This window comes from Pseudoclavibacter endophyticus (assembly GCF_008831085.1).
Lineage (GTDB): Bacteria > Actinomycetota > Actinomycetes > Actinomycetales > Microbacteriaceae > Pseudoclavibacter > Pseudoclavibacter endophyticus.
Map to the genome: position 1 here is coordinate 590,063 of NZ_WBJY01000001.1, position 15,108 is coordinate 605,170.

Here is a 15,108-nt window from a genome sequence, read left to right on the forward strand (position 1 = left end):
CAAAAGGTCAACGATGTTGTCGCGCGTCTCATGTGTCGGCTCGGATTGTCTGACGCACGAAGGTGGGGCCTCGGTTCCGCTCGCCCTCACCGATGCTGGCCGAGGATTCGGGGTGCCGGCTGGCGGGGACTTCCGGGTTGTCCTACGTATATGTATAGTCTATATAAGTGACTGGCCGTAGGGCCGGCTCCGGACAATGGCGTTCTTGGAGGTCAACATGCCACACCGAGTGGTTCGCACATGACTCGTGAAAGCAGCGGAAGGGCCCCGCACATCCCTGTCGTCGCGCGGAAGCCGGGCCTTCATGCCCCCACGCTGCTGCGCGCGTCTGGAGTGAGCAAACGCTTCGGGGCGAACCGTGCCCTCGATGACGTCGGATTCGAGGTGCACGAGGGCGAGATCATCGCGCTTGTCGGACACAACGGCTCGGGCAAGTCGACGCTCGTGAAGATCCTCGCCGGCGTCTACACCGCCGACAGCGGCGACATCACGACCGCAGACGACGAGGTCGAGCTGCACTTCATCCACCAGGACCTCGGCCTCATCCACGAGCTCAGCGCGGTCGAGAACCTCTGGCTGCGGCCGCAAGCCGGGCGCCACGGCCTGGCCCCGTTCCGGTCGCGGGCCGACCGGGCACGCGCACGCGAACTCCTCGGCCGCTTCGCCGTCGACCTCGACGTGGATGCCCCACTCTCGACCGCCACCCCGGCCCAGCGCGCGATCGTCGCCATCGCGCGGGCGCTGGACGGCTGGCGCCACGATCGCAACATCCTCGTGCTCGACGAGCCGACCGAGTCGCTGCACGCGAGCGAGGTCGCAACGCTCTTCACAGCCGTCCGCAGCGTCGCGGCATCCGGCGCCGGCATCGTCTTCATCTCGCACCGTCTCGACGAGGTGCTCGACCTCGCCGATCGCGTCGTGGTGCTGCGTGAGGGCAAGCTCGTCGCCGACACTCCCGCCGCCGAACTGGAGCACGATCGCCTCCTCACCCTCGTCACCGGGGCGTCCACCGAGGTCGGCGAGCACACGGGCGCAGCGCGGCTCGGCGCGGCACCCGTGCTCGAGGTCAAAGGACTCCATGGCGGCGCGGTCGGCGAGCTCTCACTGCGGGTCGTGCCGGGCGAGGTCGTCGGCGTCGCGGGCGTACTCGGCTCCGGCCGCGAGCACGTCGCACCGCTGCTGTTCGGCTCGCTACCGTCGGAGGCGGAGGTATTCCGCGTGCACGGCGAGCCCTCAGTTTCGCCGTCGCCCGCGAAGAGCCTCGCGCGCGGCGTCGCCTACGTCCCCGCCGACCGAGCCAAGTTCGGCGCGATCCCGTTGTTCACAGCGCGCGAGAACATGACGCTGCCCGAGCTCCGCTCGCTGCGCACGCGGCACGGCACGGTGCACGAGGGGCGCGAGCGCCACGAGGCCGAGCGGCTCGTCGCCGACTTCGATGTGCGGCCAAGCAACGCCGAGCAGCTCTTCGGCCAGTTCAGCGGCGGCAACCAGCAGAAGATCGTCTTCGCAAAGTGGCTGCGCGATCGGCCCCGGCTACTCATCATGGAGGAACCGACGCAGGGCGTCGATATGGGCGCCAAGCAATCGATCTACGCGACGGTGCGGCGCGCGGCGGCCGAGGGCACGGCCGTCGTCGTGTGCTCGTCCGACGCGAAGGAGCTGTCGAAGATCTGCGACCGAGTCGTCGTGCTGCGCGACGGCCACGTCGCGGCCGAGCTGCCGCGCGATGAGCTCAGCGAGGCACGGATCATCGCAGAGGGCTATGGCCTCACCGAATGGGCGTTGCACGAGACGACCACAGCACCCACCACTCGGGCGACGACGCCCGACCCCCTCGAGACGGAGCACGCATGACCACCATCGACCCGAACCGCGAGGCGCCGGCCGACTCCGGTGGAGCCGCCCCCCAAAAGGGTGCGGCGGTGCCCCGCGTGGCGGTGACGCCCACGAATCGTGTGCTGCGGGCCCTGTCGTTCCGCAACATCAGCGCAATCTACATCTTCATCGCGCTGTTCATCATCTTCGCCATCCTGACGCCAGACACGTTCCTTCAGCCGGGCGTATGGCGCACGCTGCTCGACGCGCAGGCCATCACGGTACTCACGGCCTGTGCCGTGCTGCTGCCGCTCATCACTGGCGCTTTCAACCTCGCCATCGGGGCAGAGGTCGGGCTCGCGGGCATCCTCGTGGCGATGTTCATGTCGAGCCTCGGGCTACCGGTGCCCGTCGCGATGCTGCTCACGCTCGCGGCCGGCGCCCTCGTCGGCGCGATTTCGGGCCTCATCATCACGAAGGGAAAGATCGACTCGTTCATCGCGACGCTCGGTATCTCGTCGATCCTCACGGCGGCCATTGCCTGGTTTTCCGGCGGTCAGCAGATCCTGGGGCTGCCGACGGAGTTCCGCATCGTCTCACTCTCGAACGTTGCGGGAATCACGACTCCCGTCATCATCATGCTGGTCGTCGCGTTCGCGATCTGGTACGTCACGGAGCGCACGCCGCTCGGCCGACGAATGTACGCGAGCGGGTTCAACAAGGATGCCGCGCGCCTTGCCGGCATCGACGTCGCGCGGCTGCAGATCGGCGCGCTCGTGGCCGGAGGTGTGGTCGCGGCGCTCGCGGGCATCCTGCTGTCCTCGCGAATCAACGCGGGAGACCCGACGCTCGGTCCGAGCATGCTGCTGCCCGCGCTGTCGGCGGTGTTTCTCGGGTCGACGCAGTTTCGCGGCGGGCGCTTCAACGTGTGGGGAACGGTCATCGCGGTCTACGTGCTGGCCGTGGGTGTGAAGGGACTGCAGCTCATGGGCGCGCCCGGATGGATCAATGACCTCTTCAACGGCGTCGCGCTGCTGCTCGCGGTCGGCCTCTCGCGAATGGAGCGCACCGCTCGCCGCACGGGGGCAATCCGCCGGGCGACGACGTTCGGCCGCGGTGGGCGCGAGCCGCGATCGACCGAGTAGGCCTCCAGCAGCCGATCCCGCGAGAACGCATCACGCCGGTCGATCATTCTGGCCGGATGCTCCGGATGGCGCAGTCCGCGAATAGGCCGAGCGTATTCCGCAGTCGGTTGATGAGTTTCGGCGGCTACGCTGCGCGATAACCGCCGAAACCCATCAATCCTTGGACGACTCGAAGGCCGAAACGCCGGAGCGCCCGAGTCACCGCGAGCCGCCTCAGCGGCCGAGGACGGCCCGGAGCGCCGCGCCCAGCCATTCGGCCGCCTCGTCGGCCGCCGCCGGTGCGCGGCTCGCGCGCGCCGCGACGTGCAGATCGGGCCGTACGACCAGCACGCCGGAATCCTCGATCTCGCGCAGCTGCGCCCACGTGCCGTACGGGTCCTCGACGGGCTGCCCGGGGCCGATCGAAACCACGCCGATGGCCAAGCCGAGCTCGTCGGCGACGCGCGTCGCAGCATTCGCCCACACGTCGCCGCCGATGCCCGTCACGATCGCGAACTCGCCCTTGCCGGCCAGGTCGAGCGTCGACGTCTTCACGCGATTGACCTCGACCCACGCGTGGGGCAACTTCGCGCCCGGCCACGTCGTCGGCTGCGCATAGAGCTCCCGGTCGAGGGTGAACTCGGGCTCGGGCGTGCCGTCGGGCACGACGGCCCCCGACGCGTACCGGTGGTTGTGCTCCACCCCGTGCGCGTCGAACTCGTACTCCTTGTAAGCGATGGCCTCGCGGAGTTGCGCGCGGATTCGCTCGCCGTCGGGCCCCGGCGCCGTGCGCAGGGCGAGCTGGGCCCGCAGCCTCCCGACATCGCTCGTGTCCTGCAGCTCGAGTGCCTCGAGAATCTTCCCCGTGTCGGCGATCGAGGCGTTCGCGCGCTCGACGATCTGCCTCGCGACGGGCGCCCGCTCGGCGTCGTACGACTCGAGCAGCGCCGGCGATGCCGTGCCGCGAAGCACGTGCGCGAGCTTCCACGCCAGATTGTACGAGTCCTGGATCGACGTGTTCGATCCGAGGCCGTTCGTCGGCGGGTGGCGATGGACGGCGTCGCCCGCGCAGAACACGCGGCCGCGGGCAATCCGGGTCGCGTAGTGGTGGTTGACGGTCCACGGCGACGCCGACGTGACCTTCATCTCGAAGTCGTCCGTGCCGACGAGCATGACCGCGAGCTCGCGGATGAACTCGTCTGACAGGTCCGGCGGGCCCGCCGCGACCTCGTACCCCCACATGAGCATCCACTCGGTCCACGGCTTCACCATGCGGAGCACGCCGAGACCGACGCCCTCGCGCTCGGCGCCGGGCTGCAGCATCCAGTACAGCACCGCGGGGCGGTGCTCCACGAAGCGCGTGAGGTCGGCCTCGAACACGATGCTCATGGAGCCGCCCACGGCGCCCGGCCCCTCATACGGCAGGTCGAGGTCGGCCGCCACCTTGCTGCGGGCGCCGTCGGCGCCGACGAGGAACGTCGACCGGATGCCGTAAGTCACGCCCGTGAGGCGATCCTTCACCATCGTGGTGACGCCCTCGTCATCCTGCTCATGGCTGAGGTACTCGGTGTCGAAGCGAACCTTCACCCCGCGCGTCTGCGCGGCCTGCATGAGGATCGGTTCGGTGACGGTTTGCGGGGCGTCGAGCATGGGGCTGGGGCTCTGCAGCTCGTAGCGGGCACGGCGCGCGGTGTCGGTGCCCCACGAGGGGATGCGCCCGAGTTCCTCGCCCGCGAGGCTCGTGCAGAACGTCGTGTTGCCCATCCACTCCCACGGCGTCGCGGCGGCCACGAGCGTGTCTTCGACGCCGACATCGCGCAGCGCCTCCATCGTGCGCTGATTCGTGATGTGCGCTCGCGGGCTATCGCTGAGCCGCGAGTACTTGGTGATGACGGTCGTGTCGACGCCGTAGGTGGCGAGGAACAGGGCAGCCGACGAGCCGGCCGGCCCGGAACCGACGACGAGCACGTCGGTCGTGAATGCAACGGTCATGGTCGTGCTCCTCCGAGGTAGGCGGTCGGCCAGACGCCGTGGCGACCGGGCGCGAGGATGCCGTTGGGGTCGACGGCGTCCTTGATCGTGCGGGTGAAGCGGCGGTAGGCGTGGTCGCCGAACGAGTACTGGTCGGTCGCGAGGTCCATGAAGTCGACGTGGGCGCGGTACTCGCCGTAGCCCTCCGCACCGAGCTCTACGACGAGCCGTTTCACGGTCTCGAACGACGCCGCCCACTGCTCGCGGTCGGTGCGGTCGAACGACACGCTCGACACGACGAAGCAGGCCCGGTCATTGATGGGGAAGATCGCGCACACGAAGTTCGACCCCGCCTGGGTCGTCACGAGCTCCTTGATGCGGTCGGCGACGTGCCGCACCTCCGCGCCGACGAGCGGCACGACCGGTGAGAAACCGATGTGGCCGAGGTTCTCGGGCACCACGTCCATGAGATCGAGTGACGGGATGCCCGCCTGCACCTGCTCGATGAAGGTCGTCATCTCGTTCCAGTTCTCGCTCGTGTAGACCTGCGTGAGGTCGACGCGCGAGCCCTCGATCTCGCTCCACGCGTCGCGGATGCGCTGCACGTAGTGGTCGACCACGACACGGTCGCCCCAGACGGCGGTGCGCACACCCCAGCGCCCGATGCCGGTGCGGTCGGCGAGCGCATCCAGGTCGTCCTCGCTCGCGGGACCCTCCATGCCCACGAATGTGCCGAGCTCGTCGGGGAACTGGTGCGCCATCGTGATCGTGTTCTGCAGGTTTGGCACGCCGCGGATGACGCCCTCGAGTTTGAGTTCGCGCAGGATGTCGACCGCCTGCGCGAGCTGATCATCGCGCGGCACCGAGAGATAGAGGGGTGCGAAGGCCTCAGGTCGCCGCATGAGCCAGATGCCCATGCGCGTGACGATTCCGTAGTTCGACTGCGTGAAGAAATGGTCGAGCGTGGGCCCGAGGCTCTTCTTGTGCAAGTGCCACGCCTTGTTGCCGGGCATGGCCCCCATGCCGGTGCGCAGCAGCGAGCCGTCGGCGAGCACGACCTCCATGCCGCACGGCGCCTGGTAGTCGGCGCCGAGGGGCAGGTAGGTCATCCCGTTGTCGAGCGAGTTGCCGATGACGCTGCCCCAGCCGAGGTCGGGGATCGACAGCATGAGATCGTCGTTGCCGGTCGCCTGCAGCTCGTCGTAGAGGTCGAACCATCGCACACCCGGCTCGACGACGGCGTAGGCGAGCTCCCGGTTGATCTCGAGCACCCGGTTCATGCGCCGCAGGCTCACGAGCACGCTGCCCCGCACGCGGGGACTGGGGCCGCCGTACCCGTTGTTGCGGCCCTGCGACGACGTCCAGAGCGGTACCCGGTGCTCATTGGCGAGCCGAACGATCGACTGCACCTCTTCCGTGTCGGCGGGGAACAGCACGAGCTGCGAATCGTACGTGCGGTCTTCCTGGTACCAGTACGGGTCACGGTACTGGTCGCGCTCATCGTCGGTCACGAGGGCGTTGTCGGCGCCGACGACCGCGATGAGCGCGTCTCGCACGTCGGGGGCGAGTGGTGGCGCGACGTACTCGCGCGTTTCGGTGTCGGTCAACGTTCCTCCTCGGGGTCGTGCCGGTTCAGGGACGGATGCTGCGGCCGCGTCAGCCGTCGGTGCGCCGATTCGCGGGCCAGATGCCGTGGCGGCCGGGCGCGAAGATGCCCTCGGGGTCGACGGCGTCCTTGATGCGCTCGACGAACCGTCGGTAGGCGTGGTCGCCGAACGAGTACTGCTCGGCCGCGAGGTCCATGAAATCGAGATGCGCGCGGTACTCGCCGTAGCCGAGCTCGGCGGCCCGCTCGACCATGGTCCTGACGGTTGCGAAGGCCTTGGCGCTGACCTCGGCGTCGGAGGTGTCGAAGGCGAGGCCGCTGACCACCATGGCGCTGCGCTCGCTGATGACGCAGATGCCGGCGACGAAGTTGAGGCCCGAGCCCTCGACGACGGTCTCCTCGAGCAGGTCGACGAGTTCGCGCATCTTCGAGCCGACGAGCGGCACGACGGGCGAGAATCCGATGTGGCCCACGTTGTCCGGCAGCGACTCGAGCATGTCGAGGTTGGGGATTCCGGCCTGCACCTTGTCGACGAAGTGGTCGATCTCGTGCCAATCATCGCTCGAGTAGGTGCGCGCGTGGTCGACGCGGGACCCCTCGATCGCGCCCCACGCATCCGTGATCGCCTGCACGTGCGCCTCGACGACCGCGGGCTCGCCCCACACGGCCGTGCGCATGCCCCATCGGCCGACGCCGGTCTCGTCGGCGATCTCCTGGATCACCTCGTCGGGCAGCGTCGCCTCGGCGCCCTGCATCTTGCCCATCGCCTCGGGGAAGTGGCTCGCCAGGGTCAGGGTGTTCTGCATCACGGGGACGCCCCGAATGATGCCCGCGAGTCGAAGCTCGCGCAGGATGTCGATCGCCTGCGCGAGCTGCTCGTCGCGCGGCACGGTCAGGAAGAGCGGCGCGTAGGCCTTCGGCCGCCGCATGAGCCAGTAGCCCATGCGCGTGACGATGCCGAACGACGCCTGCACGAAGAGCGGGTCGAGCACGGGCCCGAGGCCGCGCTTGTAGACGTGCCACGATGGCGAGTCCGGGATCGCCCCCATGCCGGTGCGCAGCAGTGTCCCGTCGGCGAGGACGACCTCCATGCCCGTCGGCGCCTGGTAGTCCATGCCGTAGGGCAAATAGGTGACGCCGGAGTCGAGGGTGTTGCCGATGATGCTGCCCCAGCCAAGGTCGGGCACCGAGATCATGAGGTCGCCGTTGCCCGTGCGCTCGAGCTCCGCGTGCAGATCGAGCCAGGAGACGCCGGGCTCGACGACCGCGTAAGCGAGCTCGTGATTGATCTCGAGCACTCGGTTCATGCGCCGCAGGCTCACGAGGACGGTGCCGCGGACGCGAGGACTGGGGCCGCCGTAGCCGTTGTTGCGGCCCTGCGACGACGTCCACAGGGGCACGCCGTGCTCACCGGCGATACGGACGATCGCCTGCACCTCCTCGGTCGAGGCCGGGTACAGCACCGCGGACGAATCGTAGGTGCGGTCGTCTCGGTGCCAGTACGGGTCGCGGTACTCGTCGCGCGCGGCCTCGTCGGTGTGCACGTGCTCGGCACCGATGGCGTCGCAGAACCGCTGCGCCACCTCGCCCGGCAATTCAAAGGGGCGGTCGTCGAATCGCGTCATCTCGAACCTGTCCTCCGCGCTCAGTTGGATGCTTGCGGCGTGGCCGGCCGCTGCCACGTGTGGGCGTAGCGCTCCATCACGACGCGCAGCGGCTCGGCCGGCCGGCCCGTGAGGCGCTCGACGACGTCGGTGCGCACGTCCATGCCGCCCTCGCGGATGGTTCGCCCGAACGAGACCATGTCGTCGCTGCACCATGGCACGGGAGCATCCGGGTCGTCGCTCGCCTGACGCGGCACGCCCATGGCGTCCCACATTGCGTACATCTCGTCGTCGCTGAGCGACGACTCGGCGATCTCGAGGCCTGTCGCCTCGGCGACGAGGCGGGAGAAGTCGCCGTAGGTGTGGAGTTCCGGTCCTGTGACGTCGTAGGCCGTGTTCGGATCGCCGGCTCCGAGGAGCAACTCGGCCGCGACGGCCGCGACGTCGTCGCGCGACACGACCGCGAGTCGGCCATCACCCGAGTTGTGCACGCAGGCGCCCGTCGCGACGCCGATGCCCATGACTTGCTCGGCCACGGCATCGGCGTACTGGCTGTTGCGCATGAAGTTGTAGCTGAGCCCGCTGGCTTGGATGCGCTGCTCGGTGAATTGGTGGTCCTCCGACACGAGCGCCGTCGAGTCGGGGTCGCCTGCCCCGAGATACGAGAGGTACACGATGTGCTGCACGCCGGCCGCGGCCGCGGCGGCGACCGCGTGCTCGTGTTGCGCGCGGCGGCGCTCACCCACGAGCATCGCCGACACCATGAGCATGCGCGTCGCGCCCGTGAAGGCGCGCTCGAGGCCGTCGCGGTCGCTGTAGTCGGCGTGCCTGGCGTTGGCGCCGCGGTCGCGCCACTCCTGCAGCGTGGCGTCGTCGCGGCTCGTGACGATGAGCCGAGCCGGGCCGATGCGCTCGGCGAGGAGCTCTGCCACGCGGTTGCCCACGTAGCCGCTGACGCCGGTGATGAGATAGGTCGCTTCGGTCATTGGTCACACCCCCCAGAGTGCGGAGAAGTCGTCGCGGTAGGTGGGCACCGAGATGTAGCCGTCGAGGGCTTCCTCGGCGTTGTCACGCGTGAGGATCGTGCTGAGGTTCGGGTTGATCTCGGCCCAGTCGAGCTCGGGATAGGTCATGTCCTGGTCGAGCCGCAGGCCCTGGTCGAGCAGGAGCCACATGAACATCGTGAGGTCGACCGCGAAGCCGCCGGCCTGCGTGCCGTTCATGATCTGCTCGACGTTCGGCGGCGTCGATGACTGCCCGAGGCCGGGCACGCTGATGCCGGCGAGGTCCATCTTGGCGGGCAGCCCCACCTGCAGCTCGTCGACCGGCGTGATGAACGCGGCGGTCTCGGGGTGGGCCTGCAGGTCGCTCAGCACGGCATCCGGCCCGCCCGTCGCCATCTGCCCGACTGGGATGTCGACGACGCGCAGGTTGCAGGCGCCACCGCAGAAGCCCTCGAGCGCCTCTTCAGCCGCCGACAACTGCACCTGCGAGAACGCGAACTCGGGGATGTTGTAGAAGACGAACTCGGTGTCCTGGCCGCACGTCATCGCGATCGCGGCGGCCGCGAGCACGGCGCCGTTCTCGATCGAGGCGCCGTAGCCGCCGAAGTTGTCACGGAGGCCGAACTCCTCGGCGTTCGTCGTGGCGGCCGAGATCACGATCGTGCCGGCGGCCTCGAGCGTCGCGATTTGGTCGGCGAAGAAGATCGGGTCGATCGCCGGGGCGACGACGACATCGCTCGGTCGCTCGACGATCGAGTTGAAGGCCGAGTTGATGCCCTGGGCGTCGGTGCCGGCGTTGACGCGCTCGGCCGAGACGCCGGCGGTCTCCGCCGCGTCGCTGAAGGCCTCCCACATGATCGCCGACACGGTCGTGCCGTTGTCGACGAATGCGAACGTCGTCGTCGGATCGACGGGCCCGGTCAGGGGATCGCTGATGAGGAGCCCGTCGGCGGGCTGCTGGTACCTGTTGATGAGCTCGAGGGCGCCTTCGAGGTCGATGCCGTCGACGGGCTCGTCGTTGCAGACGCCGAATCCCGACTCGAGCGCGGAGTCGTCGCCCGCGCCCTCGGTCGTGCCGGCGTCGGCCTCATCGAGCCCGGTCGAGCATCCGGTGAGCGCCAGCGATGCCGCTGCGGCGGCAGCGATGCCGGCGACGAGGCGCCGGCGGGGAAGTGTTGACATCAGGGTCTCCTTACGGACGTCGCTGTCCGTCTTCGTTGGGTGGGGAGGGACGGTACGGCTGGGGAGCCGCGGGCCGGTCGTGTACCCGGTCGGGATGCTTCGGTCGGGATGCTGCAATTGGTTCATTCGGCGCCGGCGTTTGCCGTCGAGTCGATCCACGCGAGGATGGGTTCGATGGCGTCGTCCGAGTTGCGCTCGAGCATGGGGGCGTGGCCGTTGCCGTGCACGCCGTGGTCGCCGAGGTTCATGAGTCTTGCGTCGGCGCCGAGGCCCTGCAGATGCTCGACCACGACCCCCTCGAAGGCGGCGAAAGGCGAGGCCTCGCCGACGACCACGACCACCGGCTTGCCCGCGTGCGATGGCAGGCGGTGATCGGCGATGGTCGCCTCGAGCGTCGCGGGATCGGCGACGGGCGGGTCATAGGCGAGGGGCGACGCGGTGAGGCCCCAGACCAGGTCGCCGCCCTCGAAGAGCTTCGAGAACTGCGGCCCCATGGGCTCGATCGCGACGACGGCGCGCACCAGGTCGGGGCGGGCGTCGAGGGCGAGCCAGCCGGCCGGCCCGCCTGCCGAGTGCGTGACGAGCACCGCGGGCCCGATTCGGTCCAGCAGCGCTGCGAGGCGCACCTGGTCGAGGCGGTGCGATTCAGCAAGGTCGTGCGGCAGGAAGCCCATGCCGGCCGCGAGCTGGTCGAAACCGGCGTCACCCGGTTCGGTGCCCCACACGGCCTGCGTGTGCCCTTCGATGCCGGGCGTGAACAGGCCCTTCGCGGCCTCGACCGTGAACGGCGCCCCCGGGGCGCCGACAACGTCCGGATGGTTCCACGAGCGCCCGTGCGCCGGACGGTCGACCGCGAAGACCGCGTAGCCCGCGTCGACGAACCGCTGCATCCAGCCGTCGCGGCCGTCGGGCGTTCCCCGCCAGTCGGTGATCTGTCCGCCGCCGCCGTGCACCAGCACGAGCGGCAGCGGCCTCGTGACCACGACGGGCGCCTCCCACTCGACATAGAGCGGGGCCCGGTAGTTGCGGCCGTGCTCGGTTGTGACGAGGTCGTCATTGATCCAGAAGAAGCCGCTGCGCGTCGTGCGGGGTTCCCGCGCGCCGAGGGCATCGGGGAGTTGGTAGGCCGTCATGGATGCTCCTTGGGGCGTTCCGTCGTCGTTGGCGGTGAGGTGGCCTGTGCGGCGGTCAGGCCGTCGGCACCTCGACCGGGGAGCGGTCGAAGGCAGCGCGGATCGCGCGCTGGTGTTCCTCGACGATGTACCACCAGTCGGGGTGCGTGACGGCGTACAGGTCGTTCGTGCGGATCGAGTGGGTGACCACCCTGCCCACCTCGATCGGCGTCATCCAGCGCATGCCGGCGGCGATGTCGTCGGCAATGTCGACATCGTGCAGGCCGCCCTGCTCGCCGCCCTCGCGGTTGCGTTGGCTCGTTCCGATGTTGGTGCGCACGGTGCCGGGGATCACAACCGTCACACGCACCTTCGAATCGTCCTCGCGGAGCTCGAGGTCGAGCACCTCGCTGAGGCCGGTCACCCCGCTCTTCGCGGCCGTGTACGGCCCAACGCCCGACGTCGTGCCGAGCGACGCCATCGACGACGTGTTGACGATGTGACCCCCGTCGGCGTTGGCCTCGAGCACAGGCAGGAAGGTGTGCACGCCGTTGATGACGCCGAAGAGGTTCACCTCGATCATCCAGCGCCAGTCGTTGAGCGTCAGGTCGCGTATCCGCGAGATCGGGCCGACACCGGCGTTGTTCACGACGATATCGACGCGCCCGTGGCGGTCCAACGTCTCGTCGCGCAGCCGCTCGATGTCGGCGATCTCGCGCACGTCGACCCGCACGCCAGTCGCGCCGATCTCGGCCGCGGTCGCGTCGAGCGCGGCTTGCTCGATGTCGGCGATGACGACGCTCGCGCCCTCGGCGATGAGTTGTTCGGCGATGCCACGGCCGATGCCGGATGCGCCGCCCGTGACGATCGCGATCTTGCCATTGATGTCGGTCATGAGGCTCGCGCTCCATCGGCTGCGTCGGTGAGGGTGTTGAGCGGCTGGTCCGGTGGCGGGGTCTGCGCGAACGCGAACATGCCGCCAGGGTCAATTGCGGCGCGGACGCGGTCGAGACGCTCGTGCTGCTTCGCCGTCCACAGGCGCCGGAACGCCTCGCCGGTGGGGTGCCCCGACCAGTGGTAGTTGGTGTAGTGGTGGCGGTATTGGTCGATCGCCCCGACGATGCGCGCGGCCAGGCCCGGCAGCACCTCGGCGAAGAGTTCGCGCACGGGGGCGCCGATGAGAAAGAGCGAGTAGCGGGCGTCGCGTCCGCCCATCGCCGACTCGTCGTGCTTCGTCGCCACGGCACCGCCGAAGTGGCGCGTCTCTACGGCGATGAAGGGAGCATCCCTACCGTTGCCGACCACATCGAGCAGGGCCGTGACGTAGTCCTGGTCGATCTCATCGAGGAAGAGCCCGTGCTCCCACACGTCAAGTTGACCGGGCGGGTCCGAGTGAATGCCGCTCGTCTCAGTGCCGGGAAGGCGGCCGATCGTGTCGAGGAGCGGCGTGCCGATCGCGCGGAAGGTGGCGAGGTGAGCTTCGCCCTCTGCCTCGATCGAGTCGTCGGTCGCCCCGGGTGATGCGTAGGCGTAGCGCAGATGGATGACCGTGCGGCCACGCAGCGCGGGCGGGGGGCCGTCGGCGTCGGGAAAACGGATGATGTTGACCGACGAATTGACCGCATCGGGCACCGAGCGCGTCCAGTCGACCCAGGCGCGATAGACGGGCTCGATGAACTCGCCGTCCCAGTACAGGCTGCCCGCGTAGAGGACCGGCAGGTGGACGAGGCGCAACCGCATCTCGGTCACGACACCGAAACCGACTTTGCCGCCGCGGAGGGCCCAGAAGAGCTCCTCGTCTGTGGCGTGGTCGACCACGCGAACCTCTCCGGTCGCGTCGACGAGACGGAACGCCTCGACGTAGTCGACGGTGCAGCCGAGCGTTCGGCTGAGCGGGCCGAGGCCGCCGCCGAGGGCGAGCCCGACCGCGCTGACCGATGGGCTCGAGCCGCTCACGGCGACGAACCCGTGCGGCTCGAGGTAGGGCGTGATCGCCTGCCACTGCACGCCGGCACCCACGGTGACGCTGCGGGCATCCGGGTCGAGCTCGATCGATTGCATGCGCGTCGTCGTGATGAGCAGTCCGTCCCGCACCGGCGCGTAGTTGCCGTGCCCCGTTGCCTGCACCGTCACGGTGAGGCCGTGCTCGGCCGCGAAGCGCACGGCCGCCTGCACGTCGTGCTCGTCGGCCGCGCCGACGACGATTTCGGGGGCGTACGTGCCCGCGCTGTTGTACCCGGCGACCTCGGTCGCGTACTCGGCGTGGTCGCGCGCGCACACGACGCCGTGCACGGTTTCGGCGAGCGCCGCGATGGCTTCGGCGCTCGGGGGAGTCATGGTGGTCGTCATCGACGCGTTTCCTCTCGTGCCCGTCCGCGTGCCGCGGTCAGGCGGGGCCGAGCGGGATGCCGAGGGCGCCCATCGCGATCATGCGGTACGAGGGCTCCTTGAGCTGCGGGTTGCGGTGGCCGATTCCCTGCGCGAGATCGCGAAAGATCTGCTCGAACCGCTGGCCCTTCTTCGAGGCCGAGGAGCCCACGGTTCGGTACAGCTCACGATCGAAGGCCTCCCACACCTGCACGATCACCTCGCGGCCGATGCCGCCGAGGAGGTTGTCGTAGGCGGGCGTGAACGGGGCCTCGCCCGAAACGTTCTTGCGCGTGGCCTCGAGCCATTGGTCGACCGCCGAGAAGAACGCGCCCTTGGCGACCTCGAGTTTGACGAGTGCGCTGCCGTACCAGCGCTGGAAGTCGGGGTCCTCGAGGCGCAGGACGAACGGCGGCAGCGTGGTCTTGCGCTCGCGCATGAGTCGCTCGTATTCGTCGAGCGCGCCGTAGCCGGCCCCGACCATGATGGCGGCGATGCCGAAGGCGAACGACGACATGTGGCGGCCCGAGTACATGGGATTGCCGTAGGCCGCCGATCCGGGGCTGTCGCCGTCGAACGCGTACTCGACGAGGTCGGCGTCTTCGACCAAGAATCGGTCGGGCAGCACGGCGCTGTCGAAACGGATGCTGTGCGAGCCCGAGCCGTTGAGTCCGAGTGTGTTGCCCCAGTCGTCGAGGCGGGTGAACAGGTCGCGGGGCGCCACGTAGACGCCGACCCGGGGATCGCCCGTCGGTCGCTCGCCGGGCAGGATGCACTGCCCGATGAAGTACGTCGAGTATGGGATGCCGGAGCAGTAGTTGACGGTGCCGTCGAGGCGCCAGCCGCCCTCGACCGGCGTCGCCGTCACGGTCGGCGCGTACATGGACGCGGCCCGGAAGTCGCCGCCGTTGTAAACCTCGGCGTGGATCTCGGCGGGGAACCAGTTGGCGAACATGAGGGCGTGGTTCGCCGAGAGGCAGAAGCACCACGCCGTGGACATGTCGGCCCGGGCGAGCTCGACCACGACCCGGTAGAAGGTCGCGGGTGAGACCTCGAGGCCGCCGTGCGCTCTCGGAATGAGCATGCGGTAGAACCCCGCCTCGTCGAACTTCGCGTGGAGTTCTTCCGTATAGAAGGTGCGCGTTTCGATGCTTGGGGCTTGTGCCACGATCTCGTCGTGGAGGTCGCGGGCTGCCTGGATCAGCTGCTGCTCGACGTCGAGCTGCGCCTGATCCGGAGCGGCCACGACGGTGGTCGTCGCGTTCATAGAGATCCTTGCGTCGGCGGAAGGTGTCATACGATTCACGTATAGGCCATATAAAC

General features: G+C 69.1%; 11 protein-coding genes. 2 read left to right on the forward strand and 9 right to left on the reverse strand.

Annotation, left to right across the window (positions count from 1 at the left end; genetic code table 11):
* Positions 1 to 240 precede the first annotated feature (240 nt).
* Both F8O04_RS02515 and F8O04_RS02520 read left to right on the forward strand, forming a co-directional pair.
* Entirely contained in the window at positions 241 to 1,854 is a 1,614-nt protein-coding gene (locus F8O04_RS02515; RefSeq protein WP_158027764.1) for a sugar ABC transporter ATP-binding protein, read from the forward strand.
* Complete coding sequence (locus F8O04_RS02520) at positions 1,851 to 2,960, forward strand: ABC transporter permease (RefSeq protein WP_188726317.1); 1,110 nt, start codon at positions 1,851 to 1,853, stop codon at positions 2,958 to 2,960. Before F8O04_RS02515 ends, F8O04_RS02520 begins: the two co-directional genes overlap by 4 nt.
* Positions 2,961 to 3,173: 213 nt before the next feature.
* Here the strand turns inward: F8O04_RS02520 and F8O04_RS02525 are convergent, their stop codons facing one another.
* From F8O04_RS02525 to F8O04_RS02565, 9 genes are all read right to left on the reverse strand, one after another.
* Complete coding sequence (locus tag F8O04_RS02525) at positions 3,174 to 4,931, reverse strand: FAD-dependent oxidoreductase (RefSeq protein WP_158027766.1); 1,758 nt, start codon at positions 4,929 to 4,931, stop codon at positions 3,174 to 3,176.
* The gene (locus F8O04_RS02530; RefSeq protein ID WP_188726316.1) at positions 4,928 to 6,517 is read right to left on the reverse strand and encodes an FAD-binding oxidoreductase; all 1,590 of its coding nucleotides are present in this window, start codon (positions 6,515 to 6,517) and stop codon (positions 4,928 to 4,930) included. The genes F8O04_RS02525 and F8O04_RS02530 overlap by 4 nt, the downstream gene beginning before the upstream one ends.
* A 49-nt stretch (positions 6,518 to 6,566) precedes the next feature.
* A complete protein-coding gene (locus F8O04_RS02535) occupies positions 6,567 to 8,141 on the reverse strand; it encodes an FAD-binding oxidoreductase (protein WP_188726315.1) in 1,575 nt (524 codons plus the stop codon).
* 20 nt (positions 8,142 to 8,161) lie between these two features.
* A complete protein-coding gene (locus F8O04_RS02540; protein WP_158027769.1) occupies positions 8,162 to 9,106 on the reverse strand; it encodes an NAD(P)H-binding protein in 945 nt (314 codons plus the stop codon).
* A 3-nt stretch (positions 9,107 to 9,109) separates the two neighbouring features.
* Complete coding sequence (locus F8O04_RS02545) at positions 9,110 to 10,306, reverse strand: substrate-binding domain-containing protein (protein ID WP_188726314.1); 1,197 nt, start codon at positions 10,304 to 10,306, stop codon at positions 9,110 to 9,112.
* Between the two features lie 122 nt (positions 10,307 to 10,428).
* Positions 10,429 to 11,439: an alpha/beta fold hydrolase gene (locus F8O04_RS02550; RefSeq protein ID WP_158027771.1), complete on the reverse strand. Its 1,011-nt coding sequence runs from the start codon at positions 11,437 to 11,439 to the stop codon at positions 10,429 to 10,431.
* 55 nt (positions 11,440 to 11,494) lie between these two features.
* On the reverse strand, positions 11,495 to 12,313 hold the full coding sequence (locus F8O04_RS02555; protein ID WP_158027772.1) for an SDR family oxidoreductase: 819 nt from the start codon (positions 12,311 to 12,313) through the stop codon (positions 11,495 to 11,497).
* Positions 12,310 to 13,767, reverse strand: coding sequence for an FAD-binding oxidoreductase (locus F8O04_RS02560; RefSeq protein WP_158027773.1), 1,458 nt, complete (start codon positions 13,765 to 13,767; stop codon positions 12,310 to 12,312). The genes F8O04_RS02555 and F8O04_RS02560 overlap by 4 nt, the downstream gene beginning before the upstream one ends.
* Positions 13,768 to 13,804: 37 nt before the next feature.
* Entirely contained in the window at positions 13,805 to 15,052 is a 1,248-nt protein-coding gene (locus tag F8O04_RS02565; RefSeq protein WP_188726313.1) for an acyl-CoA dehydrogenase family protein, read from the reverse strand.
* Between the last annotated feature and the right edge of the window lie 56 nt (positions 15,053 to 15,108).

Excerpts from the sequence above, each read along its gene's own strand:
- F8O04_RS02520 (WP_188726317.1), top strand. The coding sequence starts at position 1,851 with ATGACCACCATCGACCCGAACCGCGAGGCGCCGGCCGACTCCGGTGGA.
- F8O04_RS02550 (WP_158027771.1), bottom strand. The coding sequence starts at position 11,439 with ATGACGGCCTACCAACTCCCCGATGCCCTCGGCGCGCGGGAACCCCGC.
- F8O04_RS02525 (WP_158027766.1), bottom strand. The coding sequence starts at position 4,931 with ATGACCGTTGCATTCACGACCGACGTGCTCGTCGTCGGTTCCGGGCCG.
- F8O04_RS02515 (WP_158027764.1), top strand. The coding sequence starts at position 241 with ATGACTCGTGAAAGCAGCGGAAGGGCCCCGCACATCCCTGTCGTCGCG.
- F8O04_RS02560 (WP_158027773.1), bottom strand. The coding sequence starts at position 13,767 with ATGACGACCACCATGACTCCCCCGAGCGCCGAAGCCATCGCGGCGCTC.
- F8O04_RS02565 (WP_188726313.1), bottom strand. The coding sequence starts at position 15,052 with ATGAACGCGACGACCACCGTCGTGGCCGCTCCGGATCAGGCGCAGCTC.
- F8O04_RS02555 (WP_158027772.1), bottom strand. The coding sequence starts at position 12,313 with ATGACCGACATCAATGGCAAGATCGCGATCGTCACGGGCGGCGCATCC.
- F8O04_RS02545 (WP_188726314.1), bottom strand. The coding sequence starts at position 10,306 with ATGTCAACACTTCCCCGCCGGCGCCTCGTCGCCGGCATCGCTGCCGCC.
- F8O04_RS02535 (WP_188726315.1), bottom strand. The coding sequence starts at position 8,141 with ATGACGCGATTCGACGACCGCCCCTTTGAATTGCCGGGCGAGGTGGCG.
- F8O04_RS02540 (WP_158027769.1), bottom strand. The coding sequence starts at position 9,106 with ATGACCGAAGCGACCTATCTCATCACCGGCGTCAGCGGCTACGTGGGC.